This window comes from Mesorhizobium sp. WSM4819 (assembly GCF_055811215.1).
In genome coordinates this window covers 186,314-205,178 of the sequence record NZ_JBVVQO010000003.1, presented here as the reverse complement: position 1 = coordinate 205,178, position 18,865 = coordinate 186,314, and the positions used below count along the sequence as shown (strand labels likewise).

21 protein-coding genes and 1 pseudogene are annotated in these 18,865 nt (G+C 62.3%); 11 read left to right on the top strand and 11 right to left on the bottom strand.

The window, feature by feature from the left end:
* Positions 1-5: 5 nt before the first annotated feature.
* Positions 6-1,898, bottom strand: coding sequence for a bifunctional sugar phosphate isomerase/epimerase/4-hydroxyphenylpyruvate dioxygenase family protein (locus tag AC0L18_RS04810; protein WP_473490832.1), 1,893 nt, complete (start codon positions 1,896-1,898; stop codon positions 6-8).
* Between the two features lie 84 nt (positions 1,899-1,982).
* Positions 1,983-2,669: a TetR/AcrR family transcriptional regulator gene (locus AC0L18_RS04805; protein ID WP_128166363.1), complete on the bottom strand. Its 687-nt coding sequence runs from the start codon at positions 2,667-2,669 to the stop codon at positions 1,983-1,985.
* Between the two features lie 176 nt (positions 2,670-2,845).
* On the opposite strand from AC0L18_RS04805, the gene AC0L18_RS04800 reads away from it, so the two are divergent.
* The 7 genes from AC0L18_RS04800 to AC0L18_RS04770 all read left to right on the top strand — a co-directional run bounded on the left by AC0L18_RS04800 (position 2,846) and on the right by AC0L18_RS04770 (position 9,719).
* A complete protein-coding gene (locus AC0L18_RS04800; RefSeq protein WP_473490831.1) occupies positions 2,846-3,754 on the top strand; it encodes a shikimate dehydrogenase in 909 nt (302 codons plus the stop codon).
* Positions 3,755-3,802: 48 nt separating this feature from the next.
* Positions 3,803-4,789, top strand: coding sequence for a TRAP transporter substrate-binding protein DctP (dctP, locus tag AC0L18_RS04795; protein ID WP_473490830.1), 987 nt, complete (start codon positions 3,803-3,805; stop codon positions 4,787-4,789).
* Between the two features lie 73 nt (positions 4,790-4,862).
* Positions 4,863-5,381, top strand: coding sequence for a TRAP transporter small permease (locus tag AC0L18_RS04790; protein WP_091595709.1), 519 nt, complete (start codon positions 4,863-4,865; stop codon positions 5,379-5,381).
* A complete protein-coding gene (locus tag AC0L18_RS04785; RefSeq protein ID WP_473490829.1) occupies positions 5,378-6,679 on the top strand; it encodes a TRAP transporter large permease in 1,302 nt (433 codons plus the stop codon). The genes AC0L18_RS04790 and AC0L18_RS04785 overlap by 4 nt, the downstream gene beginning before the upstream one ends.
* Before the next feature lie 4 nt (positions 6,680-6,683).
* The gene (locus AC0L18_RS04780; RefSeq protein WP_473490828.1) at positions 6,684-7,118 is read left to right on the top strand and encodes a type II 3-dehydroquinate dehydratase; all 435 of its coding nucleotides are present in this window, start codon (positions 6,684-6,686) and stop codon (positions 7,116-7,118) included.
* A gap of 7 nt (positions 7,119-7,125) precedes the next feature.
* Entirely contained in the window at positions 7,126-7,962 is an 837-nt protein-coding gene (locus tag AC0L18_RS04775) for a 3-oxoadipate:acetyl-CoA acetyltransferase (RefSeq protein WP_473490827.1), read from the top strand.
* Positions 7,963-9,149: 1,187 nt separating this feature from the next.
* Positions 9,150-9,719, top strand: coding sequence for an NADPH-dependent FMN reductase (locus AC0L18_RS04770; protein ID WP_473490826.1), 570 nt, complete (start codon positions 9,150-9,152; stop codon positions 9,717-9,719).
* Between the two features lie 124 nt (positions 9,720-9,843).
* On the opposite strand, the gene AC0L18_RS04765 is transcribed toward AC0L18_RS04770, so the two are convergent.
* The gene (locus AC0L18_RS04765) at positions 9,844-11,112 is read right to left on the bottom strand and encodes an adenylate/guanylate cyclase domain-containing protein (protein ID WP_473490825.1); all 1,269 of its coding nucleotides are present in this window, start codon (positions 11,110-11,112) and stop codon (positions 9,844-9,846) included.
* Between the two features lie 270 nt (positions 11,113-11,382).
* Here AC0L18_RS04765 and AC0L18_RS04760 point away from each other — a divergent pair, with 270 nt between their 5' ends.
* Entirely contained in the window at positions 11,383-11,697 is a 315-nt protein-coding gene (locus AC0L18_RS04760; RefSeq protein ID WP_473490824.1) for a hypothetical protein, read from the top strand.
* A 58-nt stretch (positions 11,698-11,755) separates the two neighbouring features.
* A complete protein-coding gene (locus AC0L18_RS04755; protein ID WP_473490935.1) occupies positions 11,756-11,995 on the top strand; it encodes a hypothetical protein in 240 nt (79 codons plus the stop codon).
* Here the strand turns inward: AC0L18_RS04755 and AC0L18_RS04750 are convergent.
* Positions 11,986-12,186 (bottom strand): annotated as a pseudogene (locus tag AC0L18_RS04750) (sigma-54-dependent Fis family transcriptional regulator); the annotation flags it as partial. The gene AC0L18_RS04755 and the pseudogene AC0L18_RS04750 sit on opposite strands and share 10 nt — an antisense overlap.
* 109 nt (positions 12,187-12,295) lie before the next feature.
* Positions 12,296-12,880, bottom strand: coding sequence for a GNAT family N-acetyltransferase (locus AC0L18_RS04745; protein WP_473490823.1), 585 nt, complete (start codon positions 12,878-12,880; stop codon positions 12,296-12,298).
* Positions 12,881-13,079: 199 nt separating this feature from the next.
* On the opposite strand from AC0L18_RS04745, the gene AC0L18_RS04740 reads away from it, so the two are divergent.
* A complete protein-coding gene (locus AC0L18_RS04740; protein WP_473490822.1) occupies positions 13,080-13,799 on the top strand; it encodes a DUF899 domain-containing protein in 720 nt (239 codons plus the stop codon).
* Between the two features lie 59 nt (positions 13,800-13,858).
* Here the strand turns inward: AC0L18_RS04740 and AC0L18_RS04735 are convergent, their stop codons facing one another.
* Together AC0L18_RS04735 and AC0L18_RS04730 are read right to left on the bottom strand one after the other, a co-directional pair.
* Complete coding sequence (locus AC0L18_RS04735) at positions 13,859-14,275, bottom strand: GFA family protein (RefSeq protein ID WP_473490821.1); 417 nt, start codon at positions 14,273-14,275, stop codon at positions 13,859-13,861.
* Positions 14,276-14,297: 22 nt separating this feature from the next.
* Positions 14,298-14,774, bottom strand: coding sequence for an SRPBCC family protein (locus AC0L18_RS04730; protein WP_473490820.1), 477 nt, complete (start codon positions 14,772-14,774; stop codon positions 14,298-14,300).
* Positions 14,775-14,950: 176 nt separating this feature from the next.
* Between AC0L18_RS04730 and folP the strand changes: the two genes are divergently transcribed.
* Positions 14,951-15,742 (top strand): dihydropteroate synthase, encoded by a 792-nt coding sequence (folP, locus tag AC0L18_RS04725; RefSeq protein WP_473490819.1) that lies wholly within the window; start codon positions 14,951-14,953, stop codon positions 15,740-15,742.
* Here folP and pqqE read toward each other — a convergent pair.
* From pqqE to pqqB, 4 genes are read right to left on the bottom strand one after another with little or no spacing between them, the layout of a single operon-like run.
* Complete coding sequence (pqqE, locus tag AC0L18_RS04720; protein ID WP_473490818.1) at positions 15,726-16,847, bottom strand: pyrroloquinoline quinone biosynthesis protein PqqE; 1,122 nt, start codon at positions 16,845-16,847, stop codon at positions 15,726-15,728. The genes folP and pqqE overlap by 17 nt on opposite strands.
* Positions 16,844-17,140, bottom strand: a complete 297-nt coding sequence (pqqD, locus tag AC0L18_RS04715) for a pyrroloquinoline quinone biosynthesis peptide chaperone PqqD (RefSeq protein WP_023797669.1) — start codon at positions 17,138-17,140, stop codon at positions 16,844-16,846. The genes pqqE and pqqD overlap by 4 nt, the downstream gene beginning before the upstream one ends.
* Entirely contained in the window at positions 17,137-17,895 is a 759-nt protein-coding gene (gene pqqC, locus AC0L18_RS04710) for a pyrroloquinoline-quinone synthase PqqC (protein ID WP_473490817.1), read from the bottom strand. Before pqqC ends, pqqD begins: the two co-directional genes overlap by 4 nt.
* A complete protein-coding gene (gene pqqB / locus AC0L18_RS04705) occupies positions 17,892-18,830 on the bottom strand; it encodes a pyrroloquinoline quinone biosynthesis protein PqqB (RefSeq protein ID WP_473490816.1) in 939 nt (312 codons plus the stop codon). The genes pqqC and pqqB overlap by 4 nt, the downstream gene beginning before the upstream one ends.
* Between the last annotated feature and the right edge of the window lie 35 nt (positions 18,831-18,865).

The window sequence follows — 18,865 nt, the reverse complement described above, 5'->3', positions numbered from 1 at the left end:
ACTTGTCATAGCTTTGGCATTCCTTTGGGCCGCATCAGCCGTTTTTGCGCGGCGATGCGGAATGGTGCGTTCGGCGCACCATAGCCTGCATAAGCGCCGCGCCGTTCAACAAACTCGATAATGAATCCCTCTCCGAATGTCGGCGCATAGAGCTGAAAAAATTCGCCGTTGTCGTCGCGGTCATAAAGGATGTTGGCCGAGCGTAACCGATCGGCGACCTCCGGATCCAGACCGAAGCGCGCTTCTACGTCGTCGTAGTAGTTCATCGATATCTGAAGCGGTTCGAAGCCGTTGGCCTGCAGCTTCGCCGCCGTCGCAAAGATGTCATCCGTCGCGAGTGCCAGGTGCTGGACGCCGGAACCAAAGGTTTCGGCGATGAAATGGCCAGCCAGGGTGCGGTGACTCTCGGCGCCGTTCAGCGTGAGGCGGAAGCGCTTGTCCAGACCTTCGATGACCTGGCTGCGCACGAGGCCGGCCGGATCAACGATGTCGACCATCGGGGTCTTGCTCGTCCTGAAGATCGAGACATAGAACAGCAGCCAGCTCGGCATCTCCTCTTGTGCCATGGTCTGCCCGACATGATCGATACGGGTGAGGCCGACGCCATTGCCGGAACTTGCCGACGTGACCGGCGTGAACTCCATGTCCCAGACCTTCGCCAGGTCGGTCTTGGCATCGAGGAAGTAGATCAGTCCGCCGCCGACGCCGCGGATCGCCGGGATCGACAACTCGCCGGGCCCGACCCGCTGGTGAAAGATCTCCGCGCCCAGTGCCTCGGCGCGCGCCACCGTGGCGGCGGCGTCCTCGACCTTCAGGCCCATCGCGTATGCCGACGTGCCATGGACAACAAAGGAAGAATGGGCAAAGCCCTGCCGCTCGGTATTGATGACGATATTGATCTCGCCCTGGCGATAGAGCGTGACGTCCTTCGAGACGTGCCGACCGGCCTCGACAAAGCCGAGCATGCGCAACAGCGATCCAAGCTGTCCGGCGTCCTGGCGATCGGCCGCGAACTCGATGAACTCGACCCCTCCGACCCCGACGCGGTCGGGCATTGGCGGGATGGCCATGTCAAGTGCCGGTTCTTCACGCCGCACCTGGTCCATCAACCATACGAGCGAACGCCGTCCGTCGACGGAGATCGCCTTTGCCGACCCGCCACGGAACTGGTCGTTGAAAATCTCGAGCGACAGATAGCCGTCATAACCGGTTGCCGCGACCGCCTGCATGAACTGTCGCACCGGCAGATCGCCTTCGCCTGGCATGTTGCGGAAGTGCCGGCTCCAATAGAGCAAGTCCATGTCGATCAGCGGCGCGTCGGCGAGTTGGACAATGAAGATCTTGTCCGCGGGTATCGAACGGATCGAGCCGAGCTCAATCCTGCGGGCCAGCGTGTGGAAGGAATCGAGAACCAGCCCGACGTTCGGATGGTCGGTCCTGCGCACGATTTCCCAGGCATCGCGATGATCGTTGACGTGACGCCCCCAGGCCAATGCCTCGTAGCCGACGCGCAGACCGCGCCTGGCGGCGCGCTCGCCAAGCTCGCGAAAGTCCATGGCCGCCCGGTCGATCCCGCCAAGCGAGACGGGCGACACCGACGAGCATACCAGCATCAGATCGGTGCCGAGTTCCTGCATGACGTCGAACTTGCGCTCGGCACGATCGAAGGCGCGGTTGCGCTGCGGCTCCGGCAACCCCTCAAAATCCCTGAACGGCTGGAAGAGCGTTATGGTCAGACCTGTGTCACCAGCCATTCGGCCGACGTCGCGCGGCGAGCCGTCAAAGGCGAGGAAATCGTTCTCGAAGATTTCGACACCGTCGAAGCCCGCGGCGGAAATTGCCGCGAATTTCTCCGCCAGGTCACCGGCGATCGACACCGTCGCGATCGACGTCTTCAAACGCGCCTCCTCCCTGGTTTGTCGTGAACGAACCAGTTCGTACATAACTAAGGCAACGCTGGCAGCACCGCAAGTTTCGGCCGCTCAGCGTTCTGCGGGAGCTTCGTCCTTCGCGACAAAACGCAACAGCATCTCCACGCTGTTGCGTTTGAGCCGCTCGAGTTGTGCCGGCGCGCCGAAGTCGCGCCCGAAGATCATCGAAAAGGTGGTGCGATTGGAAACGTTGAAGAAGCACAGCGCGCTTACTTGCCAATGGAGTTCGATCGCGTCGAGTCCCGGCCGGAAGACCCCCTCTTCGACACCGCGTGAATAGATGCGAGAGATGTGGTCGATCGCCGTCACGTTCAGTTCGCGGATCGCATCCGATTGTTGGAGGTATTGGCCGTGATGGATGTTCTCGATCATCACCATGCGGATGAATTCCTCGTGTCGGTGATGGTGGTCGAAGGTGAACTCCACCAGGCGCGTCAGTGCCGCCACGGGGGGCAGACCTTCGATATCAAGTTGAGCCTCGCCCTCGCGCACCTGACGATACGCGTTCTCGAGCGCGCGTAGGTAGAGGCCTTCCTTGTCGCCAAAATAGTAGTAGATCATGCGCTTGCTGAAGCGTGTGCGCGCCGCAATCTCGTCTATGCGCGCGCCCGACAAACCGTTCAGGGCAAACTCCTTGGAGGCGATCTCCAGGATGTTGCGGCGCGTGCCCTCAGGGTCCTGGATACGCGTCGTGCTCGCGTCCGGCTTCGGCTTTCGTTCTTTCTTGATAACGGCCATGCAGTTTGAGTTCCCGTCCCGGCACAGCCGGCATTTGACTAAACTAACCAGTTAGTACATCATTCGCAAATCACGACGGACTCATTTACCGGCGCGTTTGGCGTGAACACAAGGGCGATCCAGGAATTGCCGCATTTGGGCTGGGAGGCGGCCCGCACAGGGAGGAATTTCGGGAGATGGGCGACAGCCTTGTCGACCTGCTTTGCCGTCTTGCCGACGAGCACAAGGGCGCCGCCAGCGGCGACAGCGAAAAGGTCGTGATTGGCCTCGTCGGACGCGGTATTCAGTCCTCGCGCACTCCCGGCATGCACGAGCGGGAAGCCCGGCGCCTCGGCATCGGCTATTCGTACCTTTTGCTCGATTTCGACCGGCTCGGATTTCCCGACGCGGCGATCGGCGACTTGATCGCGGCGGCGGAGATTGCAGGCTTTCATGGCCTCAACGTCACGCATCCGTTTAAACAGGCTGTTATGCCCGTCCTGGATGCGCTGTCGCCGGAAGCGCGCGCGATAGGCGCGGTGAATACGGTCGTCTTCGCTGGCGGACGCAAGGAAGGCCACAACACCGACAGCTGGGGTTTCGCGGAGAGTTTTCGCGAGGCGATGACTGGCGCATCGATGGGCTGCGTCGCGATGTTCGGCGCCGGCGGAGCGGGCGCCGCAGTCTCAAACGCGCTGATGCAAATGGGCGTTGGCCGGCTGTTCGTCCTCGACAGCCAACCCGGTCGCGCCTCGGATCTTGCGTCGCGCATGGGCGCCTTGTTCGGCGGTCGCGTCGAGACCTGGCCGGACCCGGCCGCAGCCGTGCGCATGGCAAACGGCATCGTCAACACGACGCCGGTGGGCATGGCGAAGTACCCCGGAACACCGTTCGACACGGCTCTTCTGACAGCTGAAAAATGGGTCGCCGACATTATCTACTTTCCGACCGAAACAGAGTTGCTGGTCGCGGCCCGTGCGATCGGCTGCAGAACGCTGCCGGGCATCGGCATGGCGATCTATCAGGCCGTCCGCGCGTTCGAACTCTTCACCGGGCGCAAGGCCGACCGCCGCGCCATGGCAGATCATTTCGAGGCCGCCGCATGAAGGCAATGACGCCTATAACCATATGAAGACCATAGGGAGGAAATCGACATGAAAGCTGAAATGAACCGACGCCTGTTTATGGCCGCCGCCGGCGCACTCGCCGCCGCGACCGCCGTTCCCGCCTTCGCCCAGGACAAGCCGAAGCTGCGTTTCTCGGCCGTGTTCTCGGAACAGGACATCCGGGCCGAGATGATGAAAATGTTCGCCGACGCCATCAAGGACGACTTTGCCTTCGAGGGTTATTACGGCGGCAACCTGTTCAAGCAGGGCACCGAACTTGTTGCCATCCAGCGTGGCAACCTCGAGATGGGCAACGTGGCCCCGCAGGACATCTCAAAGCAGATTCCGGCGTGGTCCATCGTCACCGCCGGCTATCTGTTCCGTGACGCCGCGCACGTGAAGGCGTTCTTTGCCAGCGATGCCGGTACGGAGCTGAAGCGGATGACCGAGGACCAGCTCGGCGTGAAGGTGCTCGGCCCTACCTATTTTGGCCTGCGCCAGGTCGGTCTGAAGCCGGACAAGGAAATCAAGTCTCCCGCCGACATGGCAGGCATCAAGCTGCGTATGCCGGGCGGCGACGCCTGGCAATTCCTCGGCCAGGCGCTCGGTGCGAACCCTACGCCAATGGCCTACGCCGAGGTCTATACCGGCCTGCAGACAGGCGCAATCGACGGACAGGACAACCCGTTGCCCAACGTCGAGAACATGAAGTTCTACGAGGTCATGTCGCAGATCGTATTGACCTCGCACCTTGTCGGTTTCGACCTTCTCAGCATCTCGAAAAAAGTGTGGGACGAGATGCGGGCCGAGAAGCAGGCAAAGGTCCAGGCCGCGGCGGACAAGGCGATCGACTTCTCGACAGAGAAACACCTGACGCGCGAGAAGGAACTCGTTGAAACATTCAAGGGCAAGGGCCTGAAGATCTACGAACCCGATGTCGCAGCATTCCGCAAACATGTGCAGGAGCAATATCTTGCCTCCGACCTGGCCAAGGAATGGCCTGCCGGGATGGTCGAAAAGATCAACGCGCTTTGACGCGACGAACGCGCCGGCCGGTCCGCTTGCGACCGGCTGGCCGGTTTGGCCAGGCGCCCGTCAGGGAGGCATCATGAACCCGGGATTGAGAAAGGTCGGCGGCTGGCTCTACCGGCGCGCCGAGAACGCGATCGCCATCGCCATCGGCGCCATGTTCGCCGCGTTTCTGCTGCAGGTTGCTTTTCGCTACCTTCTCAACTGGCCGACCGGCTGGAGCAACGAGCTCACCGTCGTACTCTGGATCTGGGTTGTGCTGTTCGGCGCAGCGTTCGTCGTTCGTGAAGAAGAGGAAATCCGTTTTGATCTCCTCTACGCCACAGTCGGTCCGGACATCAGGCGGGTAATGACGCTTGCCTTCGCAATCGCTCTCGTCGCGCTCTATGGCTGGTCCTTTCCGGCTGTCTTCAGCTACGTGACCTTCATGAAGGTCGAGAGCACCGCCTACCTCAAGATACGCTTCGACTGGCTGTTCTCGATCTATCTCGTCTTCGTGGTCGCCGTGATCGCCCGTTACCTGTGGCTGGCGTGGCGTGCTCTGCGCGGCGAAGCACCGGCGGAATTCGACCCCACGAAAGCGAGCTCCGGCGTATGAATCTCGCGAGTCCCTTTTCGCTGTCAGTCGTTGCGATCACAGCGCTGGCCCTGCTTGGCCTGCCGATCGGTCACTCGATGATCGCTGGGTCGATCCTCTATCTCTGGCTTGCAGGGCTCGACATGGGCACGTCGGCCGAGCAACTCCTCAACGGGCTCTACACAAGCTACATTCTGCTTGCCGTACCGATGTTCATTCTCGCCGCGGAGTTGATGAACGCCGGGACAATGACCGACCGGCTGCTGCAATTCTGCAACGCCGTTGTCGGCCGTTTCCGCGGCGGTCTGGCGCAAGTCAACGTGCTGCAGTCGATCATCTTCGCCGGTATGTCCGGCTCGGCCATCGCCGACGCCGCGGGCACCGGCAAGATGATGCAGCAACTCATGACCAAGGATGGCAAGTACCCGGCGAGCTATGCCGCTGCGCTGACAGCCGTCACCTCCGTCGTCGGCCCGATCATTCCTCCGTCGATTCCTCTGGTCATCTACGCGCTGATCTCGGATGCATCCATCGGCTACCTGTTCATTGCCGGTATCGTGCCGGGCCTTCTTCTCGCCCTGTCGCAGATGATCATCGTCGCCATCGACGCGCGCCGGAAGAACTTTCCGGTCGAGAAGCCGGTGCCGCTCAGGGAATTGCCGGGGATCACCTTGCGCGCATTTCCGGCGCTGATGCTGCCGGTCGTTCTGCTGGTCGGCATAAGGGGCGGCGTGATGACCCCGACCGAGGCCGCGGCGGTCGCCGCCGGCTACGCGCTGCTCATCTCGGTCGCGATCTATCGCAGCGTGACGCCGGGCCAACTCTACCATGCGCTTCTCAACAGCGCCCGCACCACGGCCTCGATCGGCATGCTCATCGCCGGCGCCCTGGTGTTCAACTACGTTGTCACGGTCGAGAACATTCCGCAGTCCCTGTCGGTGATGCTGCAGTCCTGGGATCTTTCGCCGATGTGTTTCCTGATCCTGGTCAACATCCTGCTGCTGATCCTGGGCTGCGTGCTGGAAGGGACGACCATCCTGCTGGTAATCGTACCGGTGCTGATTCCGACGGCGCAGGCGCTCGGTGTCGACATGGTGCATTTCGGCGTAATGGTCGTCGTCAACATCATGCTCGGGCTCGTCACCCCGCCCTACGGCTTGCTGCTGTTCATCATGACCCGCATCGCAGAGGTGCCGCTGCGCGACCTGGTGCACGACGTAATGCCGTTTCTCTACGCCATGATTGCCGCCCTGATGCTGATCACCTTCTTCCCATCGCTGGTGCTGTGGCTGCCGCGCCTGCTGGGCTATCAAGGATAGGACCATGACCAAGCCAATCTTCGTTCTCAACGGCCCCAATCTCAACCGGCTCGGCATGCGCGAGCCGGAGATCTATGGGCGGACGACACTCGCAGAAATCGAGCGGATGTGCCGTGACGCCGCCGGCGACCATCCGATCCGTTTTCATCAGTCGAACATTGAGGGCGAAATCGTCAATTGGGTGCATGAGGCGATCGACGACGGCGCGGGCATTTTGGTCAATCCCGCGGGTTTGAGTTTTGTTTCGATCCCGGTGCTCGATGCGCTCAAAATGTTTCCGGGCCCGATCGTCGAACTGCATATCTCGAACATCCATCGCCGCGAGGAGATCTATCATCGGTCGCTGGTATCGAAGGTCGCCACCGGCGTGATCGCGGGGCTCGGCGCCGCGGGCTATCCGCTCGCGATCCGCTGGCTCATCGACCAGGTCGACCGATAGTATCGCCATGCCTGAACCCTGTATCATCGCCGTTGCGATCACCGGCTCGCTGCCGCGCAAGGAAGACAATCCTGCGGTGCCGATCAGCGTGGCCGAACAGATCGAGTCGACCCAGGAAGCCTTTGAAGCAGGTGCGTCGCTGGTGCACATCCACGTGCGCAATGACGATCAGAGTTCATCGTCTGAACCAACGCGCTTCGCTGCCGTTCAGGCGGGGGTGCGTAGGCACTGCCCCGGCATGATCGTCCAGTTTTCGACCGGCGGGCGCGGTCGTGATCCCGCCGCGCGTGGCTCGGCACTTTATCTGAAGCCGGACATGGCCTCGCTTTCGACCGGTTCGGTCAACTTCCCATCCATCGTCTACGAGAACCATCCCGCCCTGATCGGTGATCTCGCAACCGCGATGAAGGCAAATGGCGTGCTGCCGGAGATCGAGATCTTCGACCTCTCGCACCTTCACACTGCCAGGCGGCTGGCCGACGGTGGGCTTATCGGCGAGCGCCCGCACATCCAGTTTGTCATGGGCGTGCAAAACGCACTGCCTGCGCAGGAGAGATTGCTCGATGTGCTCCTCGGGGAAGCGAAACTCCTGTTTCCACAGTCCACCTGGACAGCGGCCGGAATAGGCCGCAACCAGACGATCGTCATGGAATGGGCGTTGGCGCGCGGAGCAGACGCAGTGCGCACCGGACTTGAGGACAATATCAGGATCACCAGGGAACGCCTGGCGCGCAGCAACACCGAGCTTGTTGAAATCGCGGCGGCCTCAGTCGGGAAGTTTGGCCGGCGTGTGGCCACCGTCAACGAGGCGCGCCAAACGCTTGGTCTGGCGTCAGGATCGTAATTCCTGGGCCGCAACTTCGCGCCGCGCTGTCGGACCTGTTGCGCCTTGGCCAGCGTCCTGGAATTACGGTGACAGTGCACTATTTTCTTTCCCCGCCTGGCCGCGTTTTCCCGATTTCACGGCTTTTCCGGTTTGCTCGGCAATCCGGTCCAGAAGTGGTTCGCCGCCCTCCGGCCGTTCAGATGCCGACATCGGCAGCGCGGCGATGCTAGTCGAGCCGTGCGTTCAACTACACGCAGGAAGGCCTCCGATCGGTAGGTGCGGCGAACGGCGGCAACGACGTGCGAATAGGATGGTTGAGTGTATGATCGAAAATGCCGTAGCTGCAGTCTAACGCGAAATGCCGAGCGTCTGTGATCCATCGGTCATTGCAGCGGCGATGAACCGGAATCATGACCCCAAGCCGACCTTCAGCAACCCGTTTTGCTGCCCGATAGCCGACATTCGTGGCAACCAGCGCTGATGGCCGGAGAGCGACTTACGCAAACCGCGACGTGAACGGCAGCTTCGCGCCCGATCTTGGTCATTCCGGGTACCATTGCCACTGCCCAAAACCAGACATTACCGGCGTCTGGGAGAGCACGTGTGGCCCTTACACCCTCCATTCAATAATCCGTCGATCGGCTGACCTCGTCCCACTTGAGCGCGGCCGCGGCTCGGACGGCATCCGTCTGTGCTATGCGCTCTAAGGCATCACGTCCCAGAATCTCCCCGCGCTGGGTGTACCGGCGACAGGCAAGAGACACAGCCGTTGTTCGCTGCTCAAAGCGGCATCCTCTGACGCTTTGCGGGAGATAACCCCATGCTCGCAACGGGTCTACCATAGACCTTCGCATCGCCTGACCGACACTGCCGTTCGATAGTCGCGCGGACCGAGGCGGCGCAATCTCCTCCGCAGACACTAGGTGGCCATCCATGGAGGCGCATGCCAACCCACGGGGGCCAGCGGCGGAGGTGGCCGATACGGCCGTGGGTAAGGCGATCAGCAGGAGACAAACATGAGCTTTGGACAACACCTCACACCCCGGTAGGCCGGAGCCTGACGAGTTGGTCCCGGCGCGCTACGCGCTGCGGAGCCGTTAGCGGCGACCCGATTAAACGGGCTGAACTCGTGAGCCCGCAATTGATAGCCTGATGGCCGCGCAGAAGCGGGCGTGGCTGAGTTGAGAACTGAAAAGGATCATTAAATGGCTAAATTTGAGGTCGGCTACGTTATTGGTAGCCTCGCGTCTCAATCTATCAACCGACGGCTTGCGCTCGCGCTCGTCAAACTCGCTCCTTCGAATTTGAGGCTCAGGGAAATCCCCATCCGGGATCTGCCGCTCTACAGCTACGATTATGACTCCAATTATCCAGAGGTCGCAAATCGCTTCAAGAGTGCCATAGCTGATACCGACGCCGTCCTTTTCGTTACGCCAGAGTACAATCGTTCGATACCCGGCGCGTTGAAGAACGCGATAGATTGGGCTAGCCGGCCGTACGGGCAGAATGCGTTCACGAGGAAGCCATCGGCGGTGATAGGAACGTCTCCCGGTTTGATTGGCACCGCCGTCGGCCAGCAGCACTTGCGCACTGTCCTCGGCTTCTGCGATTCGCCGCAGATGAACGCGCCGGAGGCTTACATCCAGTTCACGCCGGACCTTATCAGCGATGATGGCGAAGTGTCGCGCGAATCCACAGCCGAATTCCTGAAGACCTTCATGGTGGAATTCAGTGGCTTCATCGAACGGGCACGTACCGTGCCGGTTTCCGCCTGAGCGATCCGGGGTTCGACGCCGTCCGGCTCGAGGACCCCGTGCTGTACGCGTCGCTGGGCACGGTGTTCGACTTGATCTGAAGTTCCGGAGTTCCGGGAATTCATGCTTGTCCACCTTCCTCCGACTAGCCCCGCCCCTGCCGGCGCCGCGGACCAGGCAAAGGCTGCGAGCCTTCCAGGCTCAGGCTGGGATCAAGGGTAAAGAGCTCCTGCGCGCGTCCGACGCCACGCAACGCGAAACGGCCGACTGAAACGAGCTTTTTGCGCTCCTCGCCGAGTAGCAGCTCGGCGAATTCCGATGAGCAAAGCATATTGCGACCGGCCGACTCGCACATGGAGCTGATCCGGCTGACCTCATTGACCGGCGGGCCGACAACGGTGAAATCGAGACGGTCCGGAGTGCCGATATTGCCGTAGAAGACCCTGCCGGCATGCAGGCCCAAGTGAATGTCGGCGACAGAAAGGCCATCGTTTTTGCGGCGTTTGGCAAGCTGCAGCAGCCGTGTGCGCATGTCGCGTTCTGCCTCCACCGCGGCGCGACAGGAATATTCGGGCCGCGAACTGGTGAAGATGGCCAGGACTCCATCTCCGATCAGTTTTAGCACATCGCCGCCGGCGGCCTTCACTGCGCCGATGACCGCTTCGGCGTAGTCATTGATCAACGGCACGAGTTGATCGTTTTGAACCGACTCGGACAGGTTCGTATAGCCAGTAATGTCGGAGAACCAGAGTACGGCGTTGATCCTCTTCACCGAGCCGTGGCGGATGCCGCCGCTCAGCACCTGGCGACCAGGCCCCCGGCCGAGATATGCCTCGACCAGCGTCTTGGTGAGCCTTGTCTGCGCAGCCGAACGAACCGCCAATCCCAGATGCGGTGTAAGCCGGGACAGAACAGCGACTTCCTCCTCCGAAAATCCACCCGGGCGCGCTGTGGTCCAGCGGGCGTAGAATGCATCGACATCCTCGACCCTCATCGCCTGCCGGATACGATAGACGATCGCAAGATAGTCCGTCTGGCCGGCATCGCGCAGCTCCTCGATCGCCGGAAAGCCGCGCGTTTCGCCTGCTTCGAGCCGGCAACGTAGGGTCAATTCACGCCGCCGCAGCATCTCCAGAAACGGGCTGCGCTTCCACAACTCCGCTCCCTTGCCCTCACGGCTCGACGGGTATTCTTCTTCGCGGAAGCTGATCGACTCGTCCTCGTCCCAGAAGAAGGCGCGTGCCTCATGCATCGGGTGCAGCGTGTCGATCATCACAAACGCCTTGCCCAGCGGCAGCCCTGCTTCGACGCAACGCTCGCAGAAGGCCTGTACAAGCGATTCCTCGCTGCGGATGCCAAGCAGCCCAGCCTCCGCGAGCCAGGTGGCAATTTCATCGCAATCGCTGATCTTCATTGCCGACGATACTTCCCATTGCACCGCAAAAACGGCGCCACGGTGTTTTATATCACATGCGTGGTCAACGGAGCACACGCACGTCACCCGATGACAAGCTGATGCTTGCTGTCCTGGATCGGATGTTGTCGGTGCTCCAAATGGGGATTTACGAGTCTCGGCACGGACTCTGAACCGAACCGAGTAATGTTACCGCAATTCCGACAGGATGCGCACCCAACCGCGTATTCCCTTGCGAAGCCGATCGACACCGTACCGCTCGTTAGGGGCATGAATGGCATCGTCGGCGAGGATGAAGCCCGTGACGATGCAATTGAAGCAAAGGCGGTCGGTGAGGAGCCCGATCAGTGGAACGGTGCCGCCTGTTCCCTTGATCAGCGTCGGCTCTGGCCATTCTGCGTCAAGCGCTCGCGCCGTGGCTGCGATGTAGGGGCTGGCTTCGTCACCGTTCCCGCCGGCCCCCTCGAACACAACCTGACAGCCGGCAGGAAGGCGAGCCTCGACGAAGTTTCGAAACAAGGCGCGGATATGTTCCGGTCGCTGACCACCAACCAGGCGGAACGACAGTCGAGCTGTGGCCGATGAGGGTAGAACCGATCGTTCGCCGGGGCCTATATTGCCGCCCACGATGCCGTTGAAGTCGATGCCCGACGCCGATGATCCGACTGACCCGGAAGAGGTATGGAAGAGTTCCGAGACGACACCCCAGCGCGAAGCGAAAGAAAAAACGTCGGAAGAACCAGACGGGCGTGTCGCCGATGCGGGCGACGTCGGTGGCGGTCAGCCTTCGCCCTACGAGACGGAAGTGCAGGCGGACAGCGTTGCCCAGCAGACACACCGCAACAGGCAGACTGGTGAGAAGCCGAAGCCATCCCAGGAATGAAAAGCCTCGTCATCCACAGGCGCACCGCGCCGTTCGACCGGCACGCCGTCACGATCGGCGAGCAGGACGCAGCATCCGACATCGCCCACCGCAAGATAGAGCCGGTCCAAGCTCGATTGGGCGGCCCGGACGAGCGGTTCAATGCGTTGCCGGGCCTCTCCCAATTCCGCCTCTGTCAGATGGCGTGGCGGGCCGAGCACGGCAAAAAGTCCACTGTCACCGAAATGCCCTTCACCGAAATACCCTTGCGCCGACACCACGGGATGGCGGCTGACGCTTCGCTCGTCTGCCCTGCCTGGCTCAACGCGGCCGCCGCAGCATCGGGACTTGCGTCGGCGATGACCCGACCTGGATCGCGCCGAGCGGTTCGAAGCCGTGGCGCCGGTAGAAGGGAATGTTGCGCGGGTTCGAGGATTCCAGATAGGCGGGCGCGTGATCGCGATCGCACTGCGCGAGCGCGTATGCCATCAAGGCGTCGCCGAGACCTTCGCCCTGATGCGCCGGGTCGACGCCGATCACGGGCAAGTACCAATGCGGTTCGGACGGATGGTATTTCGCCATCTGCTCGAATATAGCGGTGACTTCAGCGGCAAGAGAGGGCGCAACCGTGCCCTCGACAAGCGCACCAAGCTCTTCCTCGTCGGGATGCACACCGGGCGACAGCCACAGCGCCGTCCCGACATAGCCATCGGTGCAAAAGCCGCTTCCGTTTGAGAATGCCCTGGCCCCGAAGGCGCGGACCAGTCGCGGCATGGCCGCAAGGTACTGGTGTGCGTGCGGCCAGGTCCATCGCGCCATGGGATCGGCTGCAAACGCCAGCACGATTGTTCCGATCGCCGGATCTTCATCGGCCGCGGCCATGACTCTCACTGTCGGCGATTTCATGCTGCCCTCCAAACGACGCAAATGGTTCGACGAGGCGCCCGCGCCGGCAACGGGCGCGCCGCAACAAGCGGGCAGGGATCAGACAGTCCCGCCCCACATCTGGCTACCATATTTCGCCTCCGGCGTTAGGTTTAACGCCTGACGCAACAAGTCGTTTCGAGAAACGGAAAGGAAATCCCCGAGGAAGGAGACAGCAGCGATGAGGAAACACAAGACCGGAACACGCGAGGAATGGCTTGGAGCGAGGCTCGCACTGCTCGAGGCGGAGAAACGGCTCATGCGGCAGAGCGACGAGCTGGCGCGACAGCGACAGGAGCTGCCTTGGGTTCGGATCGATAAGGAGTATCTATTGGAGACCGAGGAGGGCAGCGCCTCGCTCGCCTACCTCTTCCAGGGGCGTTCGCAACTCTTCGTCTATCATTTCATGTTCGGCTACGGATACCGGCTCACCGATGAGCGCCAGGGATGCACCGGATGCTCGTTGATCGCCGATCACTTCGACTGCGTCATCCCCCACTTGAACGGCCGCGACATTACCCTCGTTTGCGAATCGATCGCCCCGTTGCAGGACATCCAGGACTACAAGCAGCAAATGGCCTGGCGTTTTCCGTGGGTTTCGTCGCTCGGCAGCGATTTCAAATACGACCTCGGCGCCGCCTTCACCGAAGAGCAGCAGAGAGACGGCGCCGACTACAACTATCAGCATGTCGACAGGGCCGAGCCGCAGAAGGAGGGAATGAGCGTCTTTGCGCTCCAGGACGGTGCCGTCTACCACACCTACTCGACCTACGCCCGTGGCACCGAGGCGTTTATGGGGGTCTACCGTTTACTCGACCTGGCTCCGTGGGGAAGGAACGAGGACGGGCTCGAGTTCCCCCAGGCGTGGTGGCGCCGCCACGACGAGTACGGCAACCGCTGAATGTCGCAGGGGCGCAGATCCGCCTCCTGAACAATAGTGCGCGTCCGCCCGCCGGGCCGTCAACCTGATGGCATTTTCTCGAACGTCGTCAGCCCGGTTTCCATCTTGTCCCAGGGGAGGGCCCGGATACCGTACGTCACCACGGTCGGATTGAACCGGCCCGGATCGTCGAGGCTTGCGGCATGGACCGTGATCGCGTCCGGCATGGCAGTGTATGTCAGGTGGGTCGGCGTTCCGCAGACCGGGCAGAAGGAATGGATTTTGACATTCCCGTTGTCCGCCGCAACACGCCAGTCCGTCGTCGTGCCGGTGATGGCCACGTCGGCTCGCGACGCAAACGTCAGATAGGATCCATGACCGGTGCCGCTTCTTTTCTGGCAGTCGTGGCATTGGCAGTGGTTCTCGAAGATCGGAGCTGCCTTTGCCTCGTAGCGGACCGCGCCGCACGCGCATCCGCCGGTGTAGAGAGTGCTCATCTGCTCGGTCCTTTGTTCTGGATCAGGGCGCCAGTTCGGACGCGCGCGGCCTGGCGAAGGCATCGATCGCCTGACCGGTTTCGAGGAAGGATTTCAGGCTGGAGAGGACGATCGGCCAACCCTTTTTGATGCCGTTCGCCATGCCGCTGCCGGCTTCGAGGTCGTCATGGCTGACGGTCAGCCGGACCATGGCCTCGTATTCCTCGAGCTCGAAGGTCACCCGGCTGTAGCTCGCCGGATCGGACGCCTGCGAAGCGTTTGCCCAGGTGATGACGAGACGGGTCGGCGGCGACACCTCGACGACCTTGCCGACGAGCTCGACGGTCCGTTCGTCATTAGCGCGGATGTGCTGCCAGCTCGAGCCGGGCTTCCAGTCGGAGACGTTCTCGTGGCCCCAGTAGCGCCGTGCGAGTTCCGGTTTGGTTATGGCCTCGAACACCTTTCCCGGTGTCGAGACAATATAGGTCGTGTAAGTAAAGCTGATCGTTTCCCTGGTCATTGCTACGCTCCTTTTGTTTCGCGAGCATAGGTAGATGGGGAAACCGGGTTCGTGTGAGTGACAATCTTGTCGCGAATTGCATCTGATATGAAAATGAGATGAAAAAAGGTTGACGCATGAGGCGCTGGCAGCTTGCTCATGGACGGCATCTCGATCTTAACGCGCGATCGTTGCTGATGGGGATTTTGAACGTCACGCCGGACAGTTTTTCCGACGGCGGAGAATTCGACCGGCCGGAGCGGGCGCTGCAGCAGGCGCGGCGCATGATCGGCGAGGGCGCGGCGATCATCGATGTCGGCGGCGAATCCACCCGGCCCGGCGCCGGCGCCGTTTCGGCGCGCGAGGAACAAGCGCGCATCCTGCCGGTCATCGAGGCGCTGTCGTCCGACGGCGGCAGCCTGGTTTCGGTCGACACCTACAGGGCCGAGACGGCGCGGCTGGCGGTCGCCGCGGGCGCGCATATCGTCAACGACGTGCATGGCCTGCAGCGCGAACCCGACATCGCCCAGGTTGCGGCGGAAACCGGCGCCGGCCTCGTCATCATGCACACCGGGCGCGGCCGCGAAAAACTGGCGGATGTGATCGCCGACCAGTTCCTGTTCCTGAACAGATCGCTGGAGATCGCGCGCGACGCCGGCATCCCGGACGAGCGGATCGTGCTCGATCCCGGCTTCGCTTTCGCCAAGGACGGCGAGGAAAACCTCGAGCTCATGGCTCGCTTCGGTGAATTGCGCGCGCTCGGTTTTCCATTGCTCGTCGGCACGTCACGCAAGCGCCTTGCCCGTCACCTGGTCGGCGGAAGTGACGAGGGGCGAGACGTCGGCACAGCGGCAACAAGCGTCATCCTGCGGCTGAAGGGCGCTGCGATCTTTCGCGTGCACAACATTGCCGTCAATCGCGACGCACTGGCATTCGCCGACGCGGTGCGCGAGCGCGAGACCGGGGAAGAGATCAGGCGGGCTCGGTGACGACGCCAATCCGCCGATAGACGAATTGTTCGTCGTTCGAAGGAACTGCCGCAGCACGCTGGGCTTCGTCGATCAGCATGGCCATGCGCGCATGGATCGGCGATTTCGCGCAAGCCGGGTCCGTCGCGGCGGCGTCGCCGGCAATCGCCATCGCCTGGCAGCGGCAACCGCCCCAGTCGATCTCACGCCGTTCGCAGCTGCGACAGGGCTCAAGCATCCAGTCGGTGCCGCGAAAGGCGTTGAATGCCGGCGAATCGGTCCAGATTTCGGCCAGGCTGCGCGGGCCGAAACGCTCAAAACTGAGCGACGGGATGGTCTGTGCGGCATGGCATGGCAGCACGGTGCCGTCCGGCGCCACCATGAAGGCGTCGCGCGCCCAGCCGCCCATGCACGGCTTGGGATAGATGGCGAAATAATCCGGCGTGACGAAATCGATGTTCATGATGCCGGTGAGCCGTTCGCGCGCCGCCGCGACGATCTCTGCCTGACGGTCGACCGCAGCACGCTCGGGCATCAGTTGATCGCGATTGGTCAGCGCCCAGCCGGCATACTGCACGTTGGCGATCTCGAGCCGCTCCGCGCCCAGAGAAAGCGCCAGGTCAATGAATTCCGGCACTTCCTCGATGTTGTGGCGATGGATCGGCGCGTTGATGGTAAGCGGCAGGCCGGCAGCGCGCGCGCGGCGTGCCGTCTCCAGCTTCTTTTCGTGGCCGCCTTTGAGATTGCCGACGCGGTCGGTCGTCGCCGGCCGTGCGCCTTGAAAGCTCAGCTGCAGATGGTCGAGCCCGGCTTCGGCAAACGCCTCGATGCGGCCTTCGGCAATGCCGACGCCGGCGGTGATCAGGTTGGTGTAGACGCCGCGCGCCGAAAGCCCGGCGATCAATTGCTCGAGGTCGCGGCGCAGCGTCGGTTCGCCGCCCGACAGATGCACCTGGAGAACGCCGAGATCGGCGGCCTGCGAGAACAGATCGAGCCAGGTCTGCGTATCGAGTTCGCGATTGGCCTTCAGCAATTCGAGCGGATTGGAGCAATACGGGCATTGCAGCGGGCAGCGATGCGTCAGTTCCGCCAACATGCCGATCGGAGGGAGATGGGGCTCGCTCATAGTTTTACCAGCAGCTTGTCCGACCATTCTTGCAGGAAGGCGACGACGTCGGCCGCCACCGCCTCCTGTTCGGCGTCATAATCCGCGGCAAGCTCGGCGATGATGTGGCCGACCGTGGACCGTCCATCGCAGCGGCGCAATATATCGAGGCTAATGTCGTTCGGCCAAAACACCTTTTCCGGCGAGAGCACGGCGAACGCCTGCCGCACGGGATCGTACTGTATGCGCACGTGCTTCGGCAGCGACGGCACCGATCGCGACGACACCAAAGCTCTTTCGCGCAGCGCCATCATTGGGCTGGCTCCGGACGGAAGACGCCGGGCGGGATGTTTCCGGGCTCGCCATAGGCGTGTTGAAGCGCGTCGAGCATGACCCACAGTATATCGCATTTGAACACCAGCGCATCGATCGCCTGCTGCTGGCGTTCCGCCGTGTCGGCATGGCCGAGCACGTAGGCGAGGGCGAAGTCGGCGTCGCGTGAGGCCTGTTCGGGCCGTCGGCTGAAATAGGCCAGCGTATCCTCGGTGATGTAATCGTATTTGGCCAGCATCGCTGGAACCCGTTCGCCGATGATGAGCGGCGAGAACATCTCGGTCAGCGACGATGCGACCGCCTCGAACAGCGTCCGGTTCGTGCAAAAGGCGAGGTAGGCGCCGACCGCGAAACGTGTCGCCGGCAGCGCCAGCCTTTCGCTCTTCACGTCATCGGCATCGAGGCCGAGCGAGGTCGCCAGATGCAGCCAGCGCGCGATGCCGCCGCTCCAGCCGTCCTCGCCATCATGGTCCTCGATGCGTTTGCGCCAGGCGGCGCGAAACGCCGGATCCTGCGCATGTGCGAGGATCATGGCGTCCTTGCGCGGGATGACGGCCTGGTAGCAATAGCGGTTCAGCGCCCAGGCCTGCATCTCGGTCCTCGACAGCGCACCGCTGGTCATCCTGTGATGGAAAGGATGGCGGTTGTGATAGCGCTCGGCGCCGACCTGCCGCAGCACGGCATCGAGCTCGCTGGAGGACAAGCCGTTCCTGGCCGCGTCGTGGAAATCGCTCAAAATTCCATCTCCATGCCGTCGCGGGCGACTTCCCAGCCAGCCGCTTTGACCGCTGCGTGTTCGGCGGAATTCTCGTCGAGAACGGGATTGGTGTTGTTGATGTGGACGAAGACACGGCGGCCGATCCTCAACGCGGCAAGGCCGGCGATCGACCCATCGTCTCCCGACATGGCCAGATGCCCCATGCGCGCACCGGTCTTTTGGCCGACGCCGGCGGCGATCATCTCGTCGTCGGTGTAGACCGTGCCATCGAACAGGACGCAGGCGGCATCGGCCAGGCGCTTGCGCAGGGCCGCATCGATGCGCGCGCAACCCGGGATATAGAAGACGGAGCCGCGACTGCCGGCACCGCCGATGCGGACGCCGATCGTGTCGCCGGCGTCGGAACTGAAATTGGCTTCCGGCCGGCTTCTTTCCTCGAGATAGAGGGCTATCTTGCCGGGCACGGGAAAACTCTCGACAGTCACGCCGGTGTCGTGGCCGTCTGCGTCCCAAATCGCCAGTTCTTCCGCCGGCGGCAAGGTGCGTCGCGGCACGAGCGCCGGATCGACGACATTGAAGATCGAATTCGCCTCCAGCGTCGCCAGCACCTGTGTCGTTGCGTAGATGGCGAAGGGCTGCCGCTCACGCAGGCTGAGTAGGCCGGCGACATGATCGACATCGGCATTGGTCAGCACCACCGCGCGGATGGGCGTCGAACGCAACGGCGCATCCTGCGCCGGCTGCAATTCAGGCGTTTGCGCAATCTGCTGGCGAATATCGGGCGAGGCGTTGAAGAGAACCCAGCCGGCCCCATCCACTGAGGCGGCGATGCTTGATTGGGTTCGCGAATGCACGCCAGCCATCCCGGTGCGAGCCGCGCGGCTCAGGCGATAGTTGCAATTCCACTGCGGGAAGCCGCCGCCTGCCGCCGAGCCGATGATCTTCAAGCGCATTGCAATGCCCGCTCTGCGGCTTGTTCAACCAACAG

Excerpts from the sequence above, each read along its gene's own strand:
- AC0L18_RS04755 (WP_473490935.1), top strand. The coding sequence starts at position 11,756 with ATGCCCGACGCCGATGATCCGACTGACCCGGAAGAGGTATGGAAGAGT.
- AC0L18_RS04775 (WP_473490827.1), top strand. The coding sequence starts at position 7,126 with ATGCCTGAACCCTGTATCATCGCCGTTGCGATCACCGGCTCGCTGCCG.
- AC0L18_RS04785 (WP_473490829.1), top strand. The coding sequence starts at position 5,378 with ATGAATCTCGCGAGTCCCTTTTCGCTGTCAGTCGTTGCGATCACAGCG.
- AC0L18_RS04740 (WP_473490822.1), top strand. The coding sequence starts at position 13,080 with ATGAGGAAACACAAGACCGGAACACGCGAGGAATGGCTTGGAGCGAGG.
- pqqE (WP_473490818.1), bottom strand. The coding sequence starts at position 16,847 with ATGAGCGAGCCCCATCTCCCTCCGATCGGCATGTTGGCGGAACTGACG.
- AC0L18_RS04780 (WP_473490828.1), top strand. The coding sequence starts at position 6,684 with ATGACCAAGCCAATCTTCGTTCTCAACGGCCCCAATCTCAACCGGCTC.
- AC0L18_RS04770 (WP_473490826.1), top strand. The coding sequence starts at position 9,150 with ATGGCTAAATTTGAGGTCGGCTACGTTATTGGTAGCCTCGCGTCTCAA.
- AC0L18_RS04805 (WP_128166363.1), bottom strand. The coding sequence starts at position 2,669 with ATGGCCGTTATCAAGAAAGAACGAAAGCCGAAGCCGGACGCGAGCACG.
- dctP (WP_473490830.1), top strand. The coding sequence starts at position 3,803 with ATGAAAGCTGAAATGAACCGACGCCTGTTTATGGCCGCCGCCGGCGCA.
- AC0L18_RS04765 (WP_473490825.1), bottom strand. The coding sequence starts at position 11,112 with ATGAAGATCAGCGATTGCGATGAAATTGCCACCTGGCTCGCGGAGGCT.
- AC0L18_RS04730 (WP_473490820.1), bottom strand. The coding sequence starts at position 14,774 with ATGACCAGGGAAACGATCAGCTTTACTTACACGACCTATATTGTCTCG.
- AC0L18_RS04745 (WP_473490823.1), bottom strand. The coding sequence starts at position 12,880 with ATGAAATCGCCGACAGTGAGAGTCATGGCCGCGGCCGATGAAGATCCG.
- folP (WP_473490819.1), top strand. The coding sequence starts at position 14,951 with ATGGGGATTTTGAACGTCACGCCGGACAGTTTTTCCGACGGCGGAGAA.
- AC0L18_RS04800 (WP_473490831.1), top strand. The coding sequence starts at position 2,846 with ATGGGCGACAGCCTTGTCGACCTGCTTTGCCGTCTTGCCGACGAGCAC.
- pqqD (WP_023797669.1), bottom strand. The coding sequence starts at position 17,140 with ATGATGGCGCTGCGCGAAAGAGCTTTGGTGTCGTCGCGATCGGTGCCG.
- AC0L18_RS04790 (WP_091595709.1), top strand. The coding sequence starts at position 4,863 with ATGAACCCGGGATTGAGAAAGGTCGGCGGCTGGCTCTACCGGCGCGCC.
- pqqB (WP_473490816.1), bottom strand. The coding sequence starts at position 18,830 with ATGCGCTTGAAGATCATCGGCTCGGCGGCAGGCGGCGGCTTCCCGCAG.
- AC0L18_RS04760 (WP_473490824.1), top strand. The coding sequence starts at position 11,383 with ATGAATGGCATCGTCGGCGAGGATGAAGCCCGTGACGATGCAATTGAA.
- AC0L18_RS04735 (WP_473490821.1), bottom strand. The coding sequence starts at position 14,275 with ATGAGCACTCTCTACACCGGCGGATGCGCGTGCGGCGCGGTCCGCTAC.